Origin of the sequence: Stutzerimonas stutzeri (genome assembly GCF_051028275.1) — a bacterium.
GTDB classification, from domain to species: domain Bacteria; phylum Pseudomonadota; class Gammaproteobacteria; order Pseudomonadales; family Pseudomonadaceae; genus Stutzerimonas; species Stutzerimonas stutzeri_AS.
In genome coordinates, this window is record NZ_CP069269.1 from 2,830,153 (window position 1) to 2,845,988 (window position 15,836).

At 58.1% G+C, this 15,836-nt stretch carries 16 protein-coding genes and 1 tRNA gene; 6 read left to right on the forward strand and 11 right to left on the reverse strand.

From position 1 onward, the window contains the following. Nucleotides 1-57 precede the first annotated feature (57 nt). Nucleotides 58-417: a tetratricopeptide repeat protein gene (locus JQR87_RS12980; protein ID WP_407296513.1), complete on the reverse strand. Its 360-nt coding sequence runs from the start codon at nucleotides 415-417 to the stop codon at nucleotides 58-60. 554 nt (nucleotides 418-971) lie between these two features. Between JQR87_RS12980 and JQR87_RS12985 the strand changes: the two genes are divergently transcribed. From JQR87_RS12985 to JQR87_RS12995, 3 genes are read left to right on the forward strand one after another with little or no spacing between them, the layout of a single operon-like run. Beyond that, nucleotides 972-3,545: a YdbH domain-containing protein gene (locus JQR87_RS12985; protein ID WP_407296511.1), complete on the forward strand. Its 2,574-nt coding sequence runs from the start codon at nucleotides 972-974 to the stop codon at nucleotides 3,543-3,545. 38 nt (nucleotides 3,546-3,583) lie between these two features. After that, a complete protein-coding gene (locus JQR87_RS12990) occupies nucleotides 3,584-3,775 on the forward strand; it encodes a YnbE family lipoprotein (protein ID WP_025241104.1) in 192 nt (63 codons plus the stop codon). 8 nt (nucleotides 3,776-3,783) lie between these two features. Continuing rightward, nucleotides 3,784-4,128 carry a YdbL family protein gene (locus JQR87_RS12995; RefSeq protein WP_407296509.1) on the forward strand — a complete coding sequence of 115 codons (345 nt, stop codon included), beginning with the start codon at nucleotides 3,784-3,786 and terminating at the stop codon, nucleotides 4,126-4,128. Between the two features lie 46 nt (nucleotides 4,129-4,174). On the opposite strand, the gene JQR87_RS13000 is transcribed toward JQR87_RS12995, so the two are convergent. The 5 genes from JQR87_RS13000 to JQR87_RS13020 all read right to left on the reverse strand — a co-directional run bounded on the left by JQR87_RS13000 (nucleotide 4,175) and on the right by JQR87_RS13020 (nucleotide 9,558). After that, nucleotides 4,175-5,104, reverse strand: coding sequence for a lipid A deacylase LpxR family protein (locus JQR87_RS13000; protein WP_407297707.1), 930 nt, complete (start codon nucleotides 5,102-5,104; stop codon nucleotides 4,175-4,177). 616 nt (nucleotides 5,105-5,720) lie between these two features. Continuing rightward, nucleotides 5,721-6,722 (reverse strand): 2-hydroxyacid dehydrogenase, encoded by a 1,002-nt coding sequence (locus JQR87_RS13005; RefSeq protein WP_407296506.1) that lies wholly within the window; start codon nucleotides 6,720-6,722, stop codon nucleotides 5,721-5,723. A gap of 113 nt (nucleotides 6,723-6,835) precedes the next feature. Further along, the gene (locus JQR87_RS13010) at nucleotides 6,836-7,255 is read right to left on the reverse strand and encodes a hypothetical protein (protein WP_407296504.1); all 420 of its coding nucleotides are present in this window, start codon (nucleotides 7,253-7,255) and stop codon (nucleotides 6,836-6,838) included. A gap of 9 nt (nucleotides 7,256-7,264) precedes the next feature. Next, the gene (locus JQR87_RS13015; RefSeq protein ID WP_407296502.1) at nucleotides 7,265-8,716 is read right to left on the reverse strand and encodes a GMC oxidoreductase; all 1,452 of its coding nucleotides are present in this window, start codon (nucleotides 8,714-8,716) and stop codon (nucleotides 7,265-7,267) included. 194 nt (nucleotides 8,717-8,910) lie between these two features. Further along, nucleotides 8,911-9,558: a hypothetical protein gene (locus JQR87_RS13020; protein WP_407296499.1), complete on the reverse strand. Its 648-nt coding sequence runs from the start codon at nucleotides 9,556-9,558 to the stop codon at nucleotides 8,911-8,913. Nucleotides 9,559-9,738: 180 nt separating this feature from the next. On the opposite strand from JQR87_RS13020, the gene JQR87_RS13025 reads away from it, so the two are divergent. Next, complete coding sequence (locus JQR87_RS13025) at nucleotides 9,739-9,999, forward strand: hypothetical protein (RefSeq protein WP_407296496.1); 261 nt, start codon at nucleotides 9,739-9,741, stop codon at nucleotides 9,997-9,999. 200 nt (nucleotides 10,000-10,199) lie between these two features. On the opposite strand, the gene JQR87_RS13030 is transcribed toward JQR87_RS13025, so the two are convergent. The 4 genes from JQR87_RS13030 to dapA all read right to left on the reverse strand — a co-directional run bounded on the left by JQR87_RS13030 (nucleotide 10,200) and on the right by dapA (nucleotide 13,440). Beyond that, a tRNA-Ser gene (locus tag JQR87_RS13030) sits at nucleotides 10,200-10,289 on the reverse strand. A gap of 131 nt (nucleotides 10,290-10,420) precedes the next feature. Then, a complete protein-coding gene (locus JQR87_RS13035; protein ID WP_407296493.1) occupies nucleotides 10,421-11,290 on the reverse strand; it encodes a phosphoribosylaminoimidazolesuccinocarboxamide synthase in 870 nt (289 codons plus the stop codon). A gap of 127 nt (nucleotides 11,291-11,417) precedes the next feature. Continuing rightward, a complete protein-coding gene (gene bamC / locus JQR87_RS13040; protein ID WP_407296490.1) occupies nucleotides 11,418-12,518 on the reverse strand; it encodes an outer membrane protein assembly factor BamC in 1,101 nt (366 codons plus the stop codon). 43 nt (nucleotides 12,519-12,561) lie between these two features. After that, a complete protein-coding gene (dapA, locus tag JQR87_RS13045; protein WP_407296489.1) occupies nucleotides 12,562-13,440 on the reverse strand; it encodes a 4-hydroxy-tetrahydrodipicolinate synthase in 879 nt (292 codons plus the stop codon). 221 nt (nucleotides 13,441-13,661) lie between these two features. On the opposite strand from dapA, the gene JQR87_RS13050 reads away from it, so the two are divergent. Next, nucleotides 13,662-14,222, forward strand: coding sequence for a glycine cleavage system protein R (locus tag JQR87_RS13050; RefSeq protein ID WP_407296486.1), 561 nt, complete (start codon nucleotides 13,662-13,664; stop codon nucleotides 14,220-14,222). Between the two features lie 14 nt (nucleotides 14,223-14,236). Next, the gene (locus JQR87_RS13055; RefSeq protein ID WP_407296483.1) at nucleotides 14,237-14,710 is read left to right on the forward strand and encodes a peroxiredoxin; all 474 of its coding nucleotides are present in this window, start codon (nucleotides 14,237-14,239) and stop codon (nucleotides 14,708-14,710) included. 46 nt (nucleotides 14,711-14,756) lie between these two features. On the opposite strand, the gene JQR87_RS13060 is transcribed toward JQR87_RS13055, so the two are convergent. Continuing rightward, nucleotides 14,757-15,836, reverse strand: coding sequence for an AI-2E family transporter (locus JQR87_RS13060; RefSeq protein WP_407296480.1), 1,080 nt, complete (start codon nucleotides 15,834-15,836; stop codon nucleotides 14,757-14,759).

The window sequence follows — 15,836 nt, forward strand, 5'->3', positions numbered from 1 at the left end:
GGGCAGTATAGCCAGCAAGCCCTGCCAGGTCAGTCCGGAGCGTCTGCAGTGCAGGCGTTAGCGCTTGGCCAACAACCGCGAGAGGATGCGCGAGGCTTCGACCGAGCCCTGCGCAGCGGCCTGTTCCAGCCAGTGACGGGCCTTGGATAATTCACGATGCTGTCCCTCGCAATAGAGCTGACCTAGCTCCAGCTGGGCTTGGCGATCACCGGCCCGTGCGGCCTGACGCAGCAGCTCGAAACCGATACGACGGTCACGCTGGCTGTCGCAATCATGGCAGAGCAACCGTCCCAGGCGACTCTGCGCTTCGACTACGCCTTCGAGTGCCGGCTGCTTCAGCATCCGACCGGCGATGCGTTTGACACTCTTGGTCTGCCCTAGACGCTGGCTGTCCAGCAGCCACAACGCCATACGCATGGGCAGGCGCGGCGAGGATGAAGTGCTCCCGACTGAAGTCGAGGCAAGAGGACGCGTTCTCATGGTCACCGAATGGTTCGGGGGAACAAGGCCGCGCACTCTACTCTTTTTTGAAAAGAGTTAAAGACTTGCAAAAAGTGAAAAAACACGATCTCGATCACACAAATTTTTAATCAACAATTCCTGTGGATAACTCAGTGGACAAACAGGTTACAGATTTCCGCAGCCCCGATTATCAGGGGCTTCCAGTTAGATTGGCGTTTTTTTCGCCATTGGAAAAACTCTATATTTTTCAGTTAGTTATTATTCGATCTATAGTTTAGGAGGGTTTGCGACAGTTTGTCATAAGCGCTTGACAAGGCCGACGCATGGATGTGCACAAGTTTGGCGCGACCCCTGCCAAAACCGCACGAATAGCGTGATTCGTGGTATTTAGCCGTTCGCGACGGAACTTTAAGCACGCCAACAGGTCATCGCGCTGCGCCAAGGCAATGCCATCGCAACGGCATGTCATCCAGCTTATTCTGTGACGCCACCCACCCCGAGTACGGACGATGACGAAGCTGCGCACTATCTGCCTCCTGGCCGTCCTGCCGGTACTACTGATCGTCCTGGTTGCTGGTTTGTACGGTGGGTATCGCTGGCATCAATTCAAGCATCAGCAGGGTATCGAGGCACTGGATTTCGACGGGCTGCGTCTGTCAACGCGGGGACTTGGACTGCGACATTTCGCCCTACTCCGTCGGTCGGACAGCGGCGAGCAGATCAAGGTGCAACTCGAGAATGTGTCGCTGGCAATTCATAGCTGGACAAAGCCGCTGCCCATTCGGACGCTAGCGGTCGATCATCTGCACCTCGAATGGCAGACCGGGCCGACGAAGCCGAACGAGATCGATAAGGACAGCGCGTTCGAGCTGCCCAGCCGCCAGGACTTTGAGGACTGGGCACGCTGGTTGCCCCGCACAGGCCTTATCTCGTCTTTCGATTTAGCGCTGCCCTGTGCACGCGGCAGCTGCCAGGAACAAGGCGAGATGCGCTGGCAGCTGACCGGCGACGCTTTGCTGCCTGCCGAGTTGAGCGTGACGCTGCGGCACGAGACGCATCGCCTCGCATTGCTTACCAAAGCCTATGAGCGAAACAAAGACATCCACCTGGATGTTCAGCTGCTTCTCGACGACGCCGAGCGGGTGAGCCTACAAAACCAATTCAGCCCCAACGGCGCAACGAGCTCATGGCGAGGCACTTTGGCCATGAACGAGCTACCGGAGGCGCCTTGGCTACTGGATTGGCTAGGGGACTGGACGACGTACACCCCACCGACGCTTCCGAAACTGCCCCAACAGATGCGCATCGGCGCAGGCTGGGCGCTCGCGCTCGATGCCAACACGCCGCTTGAAAGCTGGCAAACGCTGGACGGTGAGCTGAGGCTATCGGTCAATTTACCCGCACCCTGGCCCGTGGTCGGCATCGGCCTGCTTCAAGGGCAGCTGGATCTCGGGGCGCGTGTCGAAAGCGGGGCCTGGGTGCCGACAGACCTGTCGAGCGACCTTACGCTGCAGCCGAGCGCCGCACTGCTTGAGGATTGGCCCGCGCAGCTGCGCCCGAATGCCATAAGCCTCGCAGTCACCCCGGCGCCAGCGACCGAGCCAACCCAGGCGTTGCGCTTGAACATGCAGTTGGCTGCAAGCGGCCCCTCTCCTCTCAGCCTCGACACGCACCTTGTGCTGACAACCGTCCCGCCCTACGAGGCGACCTTCGACAAAACTCGCCTCCAGCTACGTAACCTGGAGTGGGCGGGGCCAGACATCCGGCTTAAGGGAGTCGAGGCGGACCTGCGGCTGAACGGTCAAGCCTCCCGGGAGGGCGCATCCATACGCGTTGAAAAGGGCTCAAGGCTGACGGTAAACAGCCTGAGCGCAACGCCAGACATCACGCTTGACACGCTGCAGGTGGACCTCGCTGGGCTCGGTGTCGACGCCGGTTTTACCGAAGGCCAGGTCCAGCGACTTGCGGTCAAAGGCAACACAGCCTTAGCCGTCAATGAACTCAATCAGCCGGCTCTGCGCCCTCAAGGCTGGCGCTGGAGCGGCGCGCTCGACGGCAACCTGGAACGGATATCGCTTGATGGACCACTGGGCAATGATGCGGGGCTTACCCTGCCTTTGGCACTCACCTATAACCTGACCAACCGTGTAACTCGTCTCGATTTGCGATTGCCCGAGCTGTTTCTGCGAGCCGGTAATCCGCTTGCCGCCACGCTGGCCGACTGGCCGCGTGTACTGGAATTGATCAGCGGCCGCTTGCAGGGGAAAGCGCAACTCTCCCTGCCCGCCGAGGGCCCTTTGGCTGCTACGGCAACGGTCAGCGCCAAGGGTCTGGGCGGCATTTATGACCGCACCGAGCTTAATGGCCTCGATACTGAATTGGCGATTGCGTTGAAGGGAGATCAGCTGCGACTGGATGTGTCCGAGCTGACGTTGCGCGAGGCCAATCCCGGTTTCACGTTTGGTCCGCTGCAATTCAAGGGCGAGTTTGCAGGTCCAGTCGACAGCCTCGCTCAGGGCCGCCTGGCCTGGGACATCGCCGAAGTCCGTCTGTTGGGCGGCCGCCTATGGCTGAAGCCGGGCGCTGTAGACCTCACGGCGAACACGCAGCAGCTTACTGCCCACTTGAGCGGCCTGCAGTTGCCCTTGCTGCTCGAGGCGTATCCGGCAGAAGGGCTGAGCGGCACGGGCGTGATCGACGGGCAATTGCAGGTGCAGCGCGGCGAAGCCGGGATCAGCATCCAACAGGGCTCGTTAAAGGCGCGTGAACCCGGCGGCGCGCTGCAATTCCGCTCGCCGAAAATACAGGCGCTGGGCCAGGCCAACCCGGCGATGCGTCTGGTCACCGAAGCGCTGGATGACTTCCATTACGATCTGCTCGCCAGCGATGTACATTACGCCGATGACGGTACGCTTAACCTTGGGCTCAAGCTGCACGGGCGCAATCCGGCCCTCGAAGGCGGGCGCCCAATCAACTTCTCAATCAACCTCGAAGAAGACATCCCGGCCCTGTTAACCAGTCTGCAATTGTCCGATCGCGTCAGCGAGACCATTCAACGGCGCGTGCAGGAGCGCCTGAGATGAGGCAATGTAGCGACGACATTGACCAGGAGAACGACCCCATGCGGCTGTGCCATCCCATTAGCATTCTGGCGTTGGCCCTGTTGGCCAGCGCCTGTACGCCACGCGTTGAGCTGGCGGTGCCCAACGAGCCGATCAATATCAACCTCAACGTCAAAATTGAGCACGAGATCTATATCAAGGTCGACAAGCAGCTCGACTCGATCATCAACGAAGACAGCGGTCTGTTCTGAGGAGCCTTATGAAAACCTATCTGAAACTCGGGACACTCCTCATGGCGCTGTGTCTGACCCTGCCGGCGACAGCCATGTCCCTCAATGAAGCCATGTCAGCCCTTGGCCAGGCCAAGGCCAGCGGCCTGCTCGGCGAAAGGCCCGACGGTTATCTCGGGGTCGTGCAGAGCAGCGGTCAGGCAGAAGAGATCGCCAGTCAGATCAACCAGGCGCGGCGCGCTGAATACCATCGTCTGGCCCAGAAGAATGGCATCAGCGTCAGTGACGTCGAAGCCATTGCCGGCAAGAAAGCCATCGAAAAAACCCCACCCGGCCAGATCATTATGCTCAACGGCAGCTGGACCAAGAAGTAAGCGCAGCACCCACGGGGTGCGCTTGCACCCCCCCTTCTCATTACCCTCAGAACCAGGTCGACACCGTCAGCGAGCCGAATTCGTCATGCTCGTTCTGAGCATTGAATTCGCGGCTGCGCCAGACCTTGGCAAAGGCCAACTGCCAACTGTTCCAGGTCAGCGCGACGCCCGCTTTGACATCCCCTACCCATTCGTTCGGATTCACCGAGTGGCTGTCCTTGAAGGTATTGCCCTCAAGCAACATGTTCTGCGCCATGTAACGACCTTCTGCATCGGCGAACAGGCTCCAGGCGAACCCACCACCCTGATCGAAGAACATGCTGCCACTTTGCGCAGGCGCCACCGCCGGGATGCTGAAACTGCGGTCGAGCCGCTGCCCGATGCGCAACCCGAACCCAGTAGATGCGTATGTATAGAGATTACCTAGCGCATAGCCGGCACTGGGTCCGTACTCGAACTCCAGCCCCCCGAGCCGCTGCTGCTTCCACCAGCGGTACTGGAACGCAAGGTTGACGAAAGGCTCATTGCGCAACTGGTTATCCCAGCCACGCGGCTCGTCGCTGTTAGTAAACTGATGAACTTGCCGCTGAATTTTTTCGCCACCCGCGGCGGGCCCGACGATTCCGACGTCCAGATGCAGGCCGCTTGCGCCGCGCCAACCATCGTGCTGGTCATCGGAGAATATCGACACACCGGCAAACAGCAGCGCTGCATAGGGGCGGTCGTCTTCGATCAACGCTGCCCGTCTGATATTGTCGGGCGTATAGATCTGATGACCGAGCCGGTAGGCGACGTTGTCGACCTCTTCCACCTCCCAACCTGGCATCACCCCTGCGAACCGTCTGGACCAATGATCGGCGTCGGGTTTGAACGAACGCATCAGCTCAAAACCGTTTGTGTAATGACCGTCGTCGTTTGCGAAAACGTCGTTTTCTATCTTCAGCGAATAAAGATCGGCCTGGCTTGCCAATGGCATGCAGGAAATAACGACGGCGAGGGGTACGCGTTTGCGTAACTGCAAAATTGCCATAGCCCAGCTCCTTCATTACATGCAGCGCGGTATGTATCAGGATGTTAGAAGGGCTGTCGGCCTTAACGTTCACCCGGGCCGATACTTAATGGAAAACGCCTCGCGATCAGCACTGGACCAACCCTTGTTCCTTCATGCTTCTGGCTCACCGACGTAAAGCTTAGCGGTTGCTATAGCGTTGTGATCCTACTGCCTTTTGGACGAAGACCAACGCTGCAACAAAGCCTTGGCGATCAGCCTGCAGGCGCTCGTTGAGTTAACCGGGGACAAATCGGTTTCTGGCGAGTCATACCATCGCTACGCCTAACAATTCGAGCTGGCAGAGAGGACAGACCCAGATGCATCGGGAATACACCAGGCAATACCATCAACTGCGCACCCACATCGAAAGAATGCTCGACAGCGGCGCGGTGATTGCGGAAAGAGCGCCGCTGACGATCCGTCGTGGGAACAAGGTTTACCAGGTGGCATGCGGGATGTTGATCAGCGAGACAAGCCCGAGCTGATCTGGCCAGGGCATCGCCTCGACCAGCAAGACAGGCCGCCAAAGCGAGCCGAGAGGTCACGCCAGCTTGTCGATAGTCACACGATGCAGGGTTCCGCTCCCGTGCTCGAACGCGCTGATGTTCGCCAGCGTGGTCTCGGCAATATTGGTCAACGCTTCAGTCGTGAAGAATGCCTGGTGCCCGGTGATCAACACGTTGGGAAAAGTCGTCAGGCGCATGAACAGGTCGTCACCGATGACTCGCAGTGAGAGGTCCTGGAAGAACAGGTTTTCTTCCTCTTCGTACACATCCAGCCCCAGCCGACCGATTTTCCCGCTCTTGAGCCCCTCGATGACCGCGCGCGTATCGACCACTCGCCCCCGGCCAGTATTGACCAGCATCACGCCGGGCTTCATCTGCTCGATCGCGTCAGCATCGATCAGGTGGTGGGTTTCCGGCGTCAACGGGCAATGCAACGAAATGATGTCCGCTTCACCCAGCAGCCTTTCTAATGGCACGTAGCTGACGAAATCCTTGGCGTCGGCGCTGGGAAAGGGATCATTGGCCAATACCTTGCACCCAAACCCATGCATGATGTCGGCGAAGATCAGGCCGATCTTGCCGGTCCCGATCACGCCCACCGTCTTACCGAACAAGTCAAAACCGAGCAGGCCATCAAGGGAAAAGTTGCCTTCACGCACGCGGTTATAGGCGCGATGGGTCATCCGGTTTAGCCCCATCACCAGCGCTACAGCATGCTCCGCGACCGCGTGCGGCGAGTATGCAGGCACACGCGCCACCGTCATGCCAAGGCGCTGGGCTTCGGCGAGGTCTACATGATTGAAACCCGCTGACCGCAGCGCCACAAGCTCCGTACCGTTCGCGCGTAAGTGCTGCAGCACCTCGCGGTCGAGCTTGTCATTGACGAACGCACAAACGCCTGCGAAACCCGCTGCTAGCGGAGCGGTCTCCGCTGTGAGCCTGGCATCCAGATAAACCAGTTCGTGTTGGTGTGCCTGGTTTGCCTTGTCAAGAAAGATGCGGTCATAGGGCTTGGTACTGAAGATTGCGATGCGCATGAACAGACCTCCGCGTGCGGTGGATCAAGTGGCGCCCTATCCGCGCTCGCCCTCACGTTAGAGGAATATAGCCAGGGACCCGGTCACACTTCGCATCCGAGCGCGCCATCGCGTCAGGTCAAGCCCTCGAACCGGGCATAGGGATTGCTGCAGGGCAACCTGTAGCCGATAAAGCTGACCTTCGGGTTGGGCTTATTCTGCTGCCGCAGAAAATCAGTCGAAACCATAAAGTCGGTAAGCAGCCGGCGTTCAAAGTTGTCGACCCGAAGATCCGTGTAGGGCGTTCCCACGCCGGTTTGCTGGCGGATTTTGTAGAGCCCCATCAGCGCAGTCAGCTTCTCCGAACCGTAGTGGCCAGCCATGGCATCGACAAACTTGCGTTGATCTTCATCGTCCATCTGGAAGGTTCCCACCAGGCGCTGCAGTAGGTGCGGGATAAAGACCTGACGGTCCTCATAAACCCAGGCGCCAGCTCCCACCGCTACCAGACCAAGGCTGGCAGCGGACGATATCAACAAGGTACGACGTTTCATTGGCGATCCTTAGCTGTAAAGCAGGTCGGCAGCACGGATGGACAAGGCTGCGGCAGTCAGGCTGGGATTCGCTGGCGAGCAGCTCGGATAGGTCGCGGTGCCCACCACAACGAGGTTACGCATCTTGTGATGCACCATATGCCCATCCACGACCGAACCGTCATCACCGTGCCCCATGCGCAGCGTACCTTGAACATGTGACTCGGTCAGACGCCATTCTCTGAAGTTGATTGATTCAACCGGCAGCGGCGATAGCAGTTTTTCCAGACTATCCAGACCGTACTGGACCCCCTTCATGCCGTAATCCGACTCACCCCGGTAATCGATGATGGGCTGCCCGCTTTGTGGGTCGATAACGACCCGATTCTCCACGTTAGGCAGGTCTTCACTGACGAGCATCAACGGCAAGGTCTGATTCCACCGACCGAGCTCCGGACGCAGTCCATAGGGCCAACGATTTTCGAAATAGACCAGGCACGCTGAGTGTTCCTTCCGGAAATCACCGTCATATAACGAGTAGTTAAGCCCGGTCGTAATGGTGCTGCCGTCGAAATTGCCCAGGCCATCGAGGTACACCTCGACGTTGGCTCCCACCTGCTCGTGCAAGCCCATTCCGGTTTCGCCAATATTGATATCCGAACGAAGCAGGATCGCCGGGCTTTGAATAGCGTTGGCGCCCAGCACGAAGAGATCTCCGAATACCTTGAATTCCTTGCCCTCAGAGCGGATCGTCACGCCCCTGATGGTATTGCCCTGGTATTCGAGCGTTCGTACTTCCGTTTTCAGGCACACATCAACTTTGGGGTGACGGTACAGCTCGGCAAAGCCGTTTTGCGCGGTGAACTTGGCGTTCATTGGGCAGAGGTTGCACGTGGCATTGGCGCAGCAGACGCCACGGGTACCGGTCGCGACCCTCGCGCGCCCGGTCGGCATAATGAAGTGATAGTCGGGCATAGCCTCCTTCATCAGCATATCGATGGAGGAGCCCTTGTGCGGAGGCTGAGGGAACGGCTGGCTGCGTGGCAGCACGCGGGTCATGTCAGGGTCGCCAGCGATCGACATGATCTGCTCGGCCTGGCAGTAGTAGGGTTCAAGCTCGGCATAGCTCAACGGCCAGTCATTGCCGACCCCATATCGCGTCCGAATGGCGAAGTCGCTGGGATGCAAACGCGGCGTCTGTGAATACCAGCAGTTCATTCCTCCACCAAGGGCAATGGTTGTATTCCAGGGCTTCTCGCCCCGATTGTCGTAGGTGGACTCCGGCTTGATGATCGAACTGCTCTGGGTCTGTATCTGCCAGTCCCAGGGGTGAAAATCGCCCCACTCAATAATCAATGCCCGACCGGTGATATGCTTCAGAGCTTCGGTAAGAAAAAAACTCGAACCAAAACCAGACCCGATGACGACTAGCTCATAATGCTCGTCGCTAACGTCCCTTGCGCTTACGCGGTTGATCTCCACGACCGATTCCCTTCAAAACGCAGCCTAGCCGAAGCCAGGCTGACCAATCACTCTTCACGTCAGCGATGTCCCGCTGCGCGGTGCGTACCACTATTAATCGGACGTATCGCTACATTGCAGAAACGCAATGTTACAAGTGGACCCTCGAAACGAGGCAAGGTTCCACCCTGCTTAAGCTGATGCGAATTTTCGGGTTAATCGTTCAGGCCTTCCGATAACCAGGCGCGTACCCGCCGTCGGTCCCGCCACGACGTCAGTTGATGGGTAAATGGGCTTTCAGGAACCAGACGACACTCTGGATCAGTGAGGTCGCCCAGGCAGAAGCGACGCAATACCCCCAGCGGATGGCGCTCCGGTCCGTAGAACGCCACCGCACGGATTTCAAGGGTGTGAAACTGCCAGTCGCCAACGGGCTGATGCCCTTGAAGCTCAATGCCGTTTAGCTCGGCGACACGCCGCACCATGCCTTGGAACGTACCGACGTGGATGAAATCGCCGCTGCTCAGAGGACCTTGGTGGGTGGTTTGGTGGATGGCGAGGTCGGGAGGCACATCATCATCCATGCTCTGGCGGATATCGGTGATATCGACCGACAAGGTGCCACGAGACGTTTCGATACACACCAGCAGCTGATTGATGAACATCGGCTCGGCGCTCATGTTGGATATCAGGCACAGCGAGCCAAGCCCTTTGCCTGCACCTCGATTGATGAGCAGGCTCGGCTGACGTTGCCGTCTGAAGTTTCGCAGGAGCAGGTGTGCATAAAACATCCACACCAGCAAAGTGCTTAAAGAGATCAGCAACGAAATCAGCTGCTGGTTCTTCATCAACCAATCGATCATGTAACGCCTCGTTGTCAGTCCCATGCTGGGACAGCACTTAGCCGACTGGGTGCCTGTATCTTCTCGCTAATAAATCACTTACACCCATAACCCGCTCGGCGCTGCGCCGGTACAAGCCCGAACAAACGACGGGCACCGCCAGTCTAGACAGATAGACCATAAACTTTGGAGGGGCATGCAATGAATATCTCGACCATCACGGCATCAGTTTTGCTGGCCTTGCTGACAACGACCGCATCAGCCGCCGAGGAAACGACTGACTACCAGTCGGGAAATGCCAATATCCAGACCGAGCAAGACCTCGACAACGAGGCGAGCGCGCATGGTTACCAAAACCCTACCGGCGAAGATCCGCAGCCACGCTTGAACGACGACACCATCGAAAACGCTCACGGAGACGACCGTAAAAAGCATGACGAAGCGGACACTCGCCAACACTGAATTACATGATGATGTCGGCGCAGCAGCGAGGCAAACTAAGACAGGGAGCGAACGGCTGTGTTAATGCCGTGCCCTTTGACCAAACTAAACGCTGCACCTGGTTGTCGACCTGCTCCATTCAAACCGGGAATGGTGGTCTCAGCCAGAAACGCAAAAACCCCTGAAGCTCGAAGAATTTCAGGGGTTTTGGCGATACGTAATGGCGGAGAGATAGGGATTTGAACCCTAGGTACCCGCGAGGGTACAACGGATTTCGAATCCGTCCCGTTCGGCCACTCCGGCATCTCTCCAGCGGCGCGCATCATAGCAGCTCAGAAACGATTGTCGAACCCCCACGGCGCTGCTTTTTTCTATTTATTCAGAGCGTTGCGTCCGTCAGGGCGGCATGCGGCGCAGATCGCCCCCGATCAGTAACGAACGGTTAAGCCGTCAAACGCGTCAGCGCTTCGCGATACTTGTCGGCGGTCTTCTGAGCGACCTCGGCCGGGACAGGCGGAGCCGGCGGCTCCTTGTTCCAACCGGTGGATTCGAGCCAGTCACGTACGAATTGCTTATCAAAACTCGGCGGATTGCTGCCTTCGGCGTAACTGTCGGCAGGCCAGAATCGACTTGAATCGGGCGTAAGCACCTCGTCCATCAGAGTCAGGGTGCCATTTTCATCAAGGCCGAACTCGAACTTTGTATCGGCAATGATGATGCCGCGGGTCGCCGCGTACTCAACGGCTGCACTATAGAGCGCAATCGACGTATCACGGACCTTAGCCGCCAGCTCGTTACCGATGATCGCCTCGCACTGCTCAAAGGAGATGTTCTCGTCGTGATCTCCAACAGCGGCTTTGGTCGAAGGCGTAAAGATCGGCTGCGGCAGCTTGGCGGCTTCTTTCAAGCCCGCTGGTAGCTGGATGCCACAGACAGTCCCGCTCTTCTGATATTCCTTCCAGCCCGAACCGACGATATACCCACGTACGATCGCCTCGACCGCAACCGGCTTGAGGCGCTTGGCGACTACCGCCCGCCCCTCGACAAGTGGCAGCTCCTGAGCACTCACAACGTCTTCGACCTTGTCGCCGGTGAAGTGGTTTGGCACCAGACCGCCGAGCTTGTTGAACCAGAAGTTAGAGATGGCGGTGAGGATCTTGCCCTTGTCTGGAATCGGTTCGGCCAGAATCACGTCGAACGCCGAAAGCCGGTCGGTCGCTACCATCAACATGCGAGTGTCGTCGATTTCATACAGGTCGCGGACCTTGCCGGAATAAAGCTTCTTCAGGCTTAAAGCGTTTGCAGTGGTCATGGGAGTTCTCATGTTTATCGCAGCGGCAAGCGCGGTTCGGCTCGCTATGGCACGGTCTTCGTTGAAACGAAACAGGCGAAACCATTGGTTTCGCCTGAGCAGGTTGGCACCCGAATGTTTCGCCGAATCAGTTCAGATTGTCTTTGAGCATGTTCAGCACGCGACGCGCAACATCGGCAGGCGCGACGGTATCGAGGTCTTTGTCGACCGTGACCTGAACGTTGGTACCAGCATCGGTTACACGAAGCTGATACCGCTCGGCACGCGCGTCGAGCTCGTCACGGTCTGGCGTACCGCCAAACAGACGAGAAAAGAAGCCTGGCTTGTCTTCAGGATTGGCTGCGCCTTCGGCCAGATTGACGTAGTAAACGCCCAGACTGCGGTCAAGGTCTTCAACCAAAATATCGCTTGCCTGTAGCGCTCGGCCTACACTTGACCATGCGCGGTTGAAGTCGGTATCGAGCTGCAGCATCGGGTTGCCGCTACCGGCTTCGGTGAGCGTGACACGGCTAGGCGCATCGTATTCGCGCTCGGCCAGTAGCGAAGCCGAACCGCCCTGCTCTGCCCCTCTGGTCAGGCCAACCTGAAGTTCATCGAGCAGAACCCGATCGAGTTCAGCATTTACGCTCGACTCTGGCCAGGCGACGTCGGCAGCGCTGCCAGCGGGTCGTTGCAAGCTGAGCACATAGATTTCACTGGTGTCCCGCTGTACGCCGGGCTCAATACGCACTCGGACGCGCACTTCTCTATTGCCCAGTCCCAGGTCACGAACCAAAGCGGGTGCCAGCTGATCGCGGGTTTGCCATGCGGTAACGAATTCGCCGGTTTGCGGGCGCTCTTCTGCGATTTGGAAACCCTGCTCGGTGAAGAACTGCCGTACCGCGGCCCAGACCTGGGTAGCTGGACGCATGGCGACCAACCAGCGTGCGTCTTCAGAAGTCTGCAGACTGAACTCGCTGGCTTCTTCGGCAACCACGAGACGTTGCGGGCGTGGCACCTCATAGTCGCCGGTAGAACGGCTGTCAGCAACCTGCTGCGGAATTGGCAGCAGCGGCTCGATCGGGCGCAGTTCCACATCGGCTGGAACCTGCATCGGCGTGACCTGGCGAGCCTGCAGATAATCGCTGCCACGGTCGCGGAAATACCCATCTTCGCCCCACAACCAGCCACAACCACTGGTTCCAGAGATGATCAGGGCTAGGGTCGAGAGTCCGGCCAGTCGCTTCATGCGTGTTCCTTCATTAATAAACCCGTACACCAGAATGTTCGTTTCAGGCGATTACGCCGGACTGACGCATTGCCTCGCGCAGCGGCTCCTGGTATTGCTGGCTGAGCCAGGTCAGCGGAAGTCTGATGCCTTCCGACATCAAGCCCATTTCGTGCAGCGCCCACTTGACCGGTATGGGATTGGCTTCAAGGAACAGCTTCTGGTGCAACGGCATCAGCAGCGCATTGATTGCGCGGGCTTTTTCAGCATCGCCTGCGATGGCAGCGGCACAGAGTTCGCTCATTGCACGAGGCGCGACGTTCGCAGTAACCGAAATGTTGCCCTTGCCGCCCATAAGCATCAGCTCAACTGCGGTTGCGTCGTCGCCAGAGTAGACGAGAAACTCTTTGGCGACCCGATCCAGCACTTCCTGCCCGCGCTTGAGGTCTCCGGTGGCTTCCTTGATACCGACAATGTTCGGGACCTTGGAAAGGCGCTCTACAGTCTCTGGCAACATGTCGCACGCGGTCCGCCCGGGCACGTTGTAAAGAATCTGCGGAATCGCTACCGCTTCGGCAATGTGGCGGAAGTGCAGGTACATGCCTTCCTGAGTCGGCTTGTTGTAGTACGGCGTGACAAGCAGGCAGGCATCTGCGCCAGCGGCCTTAGCATTCTCGGTCAGCTCGACCGCTTCGCGCGTTGAGTTGGCGCCAGTACCGGCGATCACCGGGATGCGACCATTCACCTGATCCACAACCCGCCGGATCACTTCGATGTGTTCTGGGACTTCGAGTGTTGCCGACTCGCCAGTGGTACCGACCGCAACGATTGCGTTGGTGCCTTCCTGCAGATGGAAATCCACCACTTTGCTCAGGCCGTCCCAGTCCAGACCGCCTTGCGCGTCCATGGGAGTGACCAGCGCCACCATACTGCCCGCAATCATGCAACCACTCCTGCCGGAAAAAGAGAGGCGTAATGGTACAAGGCTCCATTGCGCTTTGCGAGTGCGCGAGCGGGCTTCCTTACAGCGAGATTACCGGCGCGCACTGTGAAGCGGGCCAAGGCTCGAAGCCATCCATACATTCCATCGAACCCTGGTTTTCGTTACCCTTAGCCGTTTTCGGCTTGGCTGGCCGCCCGAACCATCACCGCCAGGAACGCTGCATGTCCACCCCCCCAGTACCACGCGAACAGTTTCTCGTCATCAGCGCCATGGGCCGTAGCCCAATGGAGCTCACCAATGTGCTCTGCCGAGCCAGTAACGAGAATCGCTGCGCCATCGTGACCACACGCCTCACACGGCATGGTGAGTGCTGCGCCCTTGTGCTGGAAGTCAGCGGCAGCTGGGATGCCCTGGCACGTATGGAAACCGCGCTTCCCGGCCTGGCGAAGAAGCATGAATTCACCACTAACGTAGTGCGCAGCGAAGCGTTGGAAACCCGACCACAAGCCTTGCCTTATGTGGCCTATGTGAGCTCGGTTTACCGCCCAGACATTCTCAACGAGCTGTGCCAATTTTTCATTGACCATCGCGTTGAACTCGAAGCCCTCTCCTGCGATACATATCAGGCGCCGCAGACCGGCGGCACCATGCTTAACGCGACGCTCACCGTCACGCTGCCCGCAGGCACACAGATCAGCTGGCTCCGCGACCAGTTTCTGGATTTCGCCGATGCCCTGAATCTGGACGCATTGATCGAACCCTGGCGCCCGCAGAACCCCTGATAAGGAATCAATTGATGCCCATCAAAATCGATCAGCCCGTACCGCCTTTTCAGGCCCTGGCCACCAGCGACATGCACGTGAGCCCCGAAACGCTTAAGGGCAAGCAGGTCGTTCTGTATTTCTATCCCAAGGACAACACGCCAGGCTGCACGACACAGGGCCAAGGATTTCGTGACCAGCATGAAGCGTTCGCGGCGGCCAATACGCTGATCTTCGGAATATCACGGGACAGCCTGAAGACGCACGAGAACTTCAAAGCCAAGCAGGGTTTCCCTTTCGAGCTTATCTGCGATAAAGACGAGCAACTCTGCCAGTTGTTCGATGTGATCAAACTGAAGAAACTGTATGGCAAGGAATACCTGGGCATCGACCGCAGCACCTTCCTGATCGACGCAGAGGGGGTGCTTCGTCAGGAGTGGCGAGGCGTAAAAGTGCCAGGGCATGTGGATGCCGTACTGCAAGCGGCCCAAGATCTGCACAGGCAGTAATTCAAGCGGAATAGCAGAGGCCGGCATATGCCGGCCTTTTTATTGGCTATCCGGCGTGTTCTACAACCGGAACGGTAGCTGAGCGACGCGGCCAAGCATAGAGCACCGCCTTGAACAGCGTTGCCAGGGGGATAGCAAAGAACACCCCCCAGAACCCCCAGAGCCCGCCAAAAAGCAGCACTGAAACGATGATCGCAACCGGGTGCAGATTCACAGCCTCGGAGAACAGCAGCGGCACCAGAACGTTGCCGTCCAGCGCCTGGATGATCAAGTATGCCACCATCAGATAGATAAACTGGTCGCTCAATCCCCACTGGAACAATCCAATCAGTGCCACCGGGATCGTAACGACGGTGGCGCCGATGTAAGGCACAACCACTGATACGCCGACCAGCATCGCCAGAAGTGCCGCATAGTTGAGCCCAAGTGCAGCAAAGACTGCATACGAAACCACACCACAGATCAGGATCTCGATCGCCTTGCCGCGAATGTAGTTGGCGATCTGCATGTTCATCTCCTGGGCCACCTGCGTGATCAGGCCCCGCTCCCGCGGCAGATAGCCAACCAGCCAATCACTGATCTGCTGGCGATCCTTGAGAAAGAAGAAGACCAGGATGGGCACTAGAATCAGGTAGATCATCAAGCTCAGCAACAGCGGTAAGCTCGACAGGGATGAGGTCAGCACGATCTGCCCATAGCGACCTATTTCGCCCCGAATGAAGTCGATCCCACGAAGCACCTGCTCTTCGGTGAGCAGCTGCGGATATCGCTCGGGCAATAGCAGCAGCAATGCCTGCCATTCCACCAGCATTCTCGGTAATTCATTGAACAGCGTTAGTACCTGCTGCCACATCAAAGGCGCCAGAAAGAGGATGCAGATCGTCAGCAAGCCAACAAACATCAGAAATACAAGCCAGACAGCCAGGAGATGCGGCAGCTTTATCCGCTCAAGCGCACCGACAAGCCCCTGCATCAGAAACGCCAGAACCATACCGGCAATCACCGGTGCCAGCATATGGCCCAGCGTCAGCACGGTCGCAAAAGCGACGACCAACAGCACACCGAGGACCAGCGCTTCCTCGTCTGAGAAATAGCGATGAATCCAGCCCCGCAACACGTTAAGCAT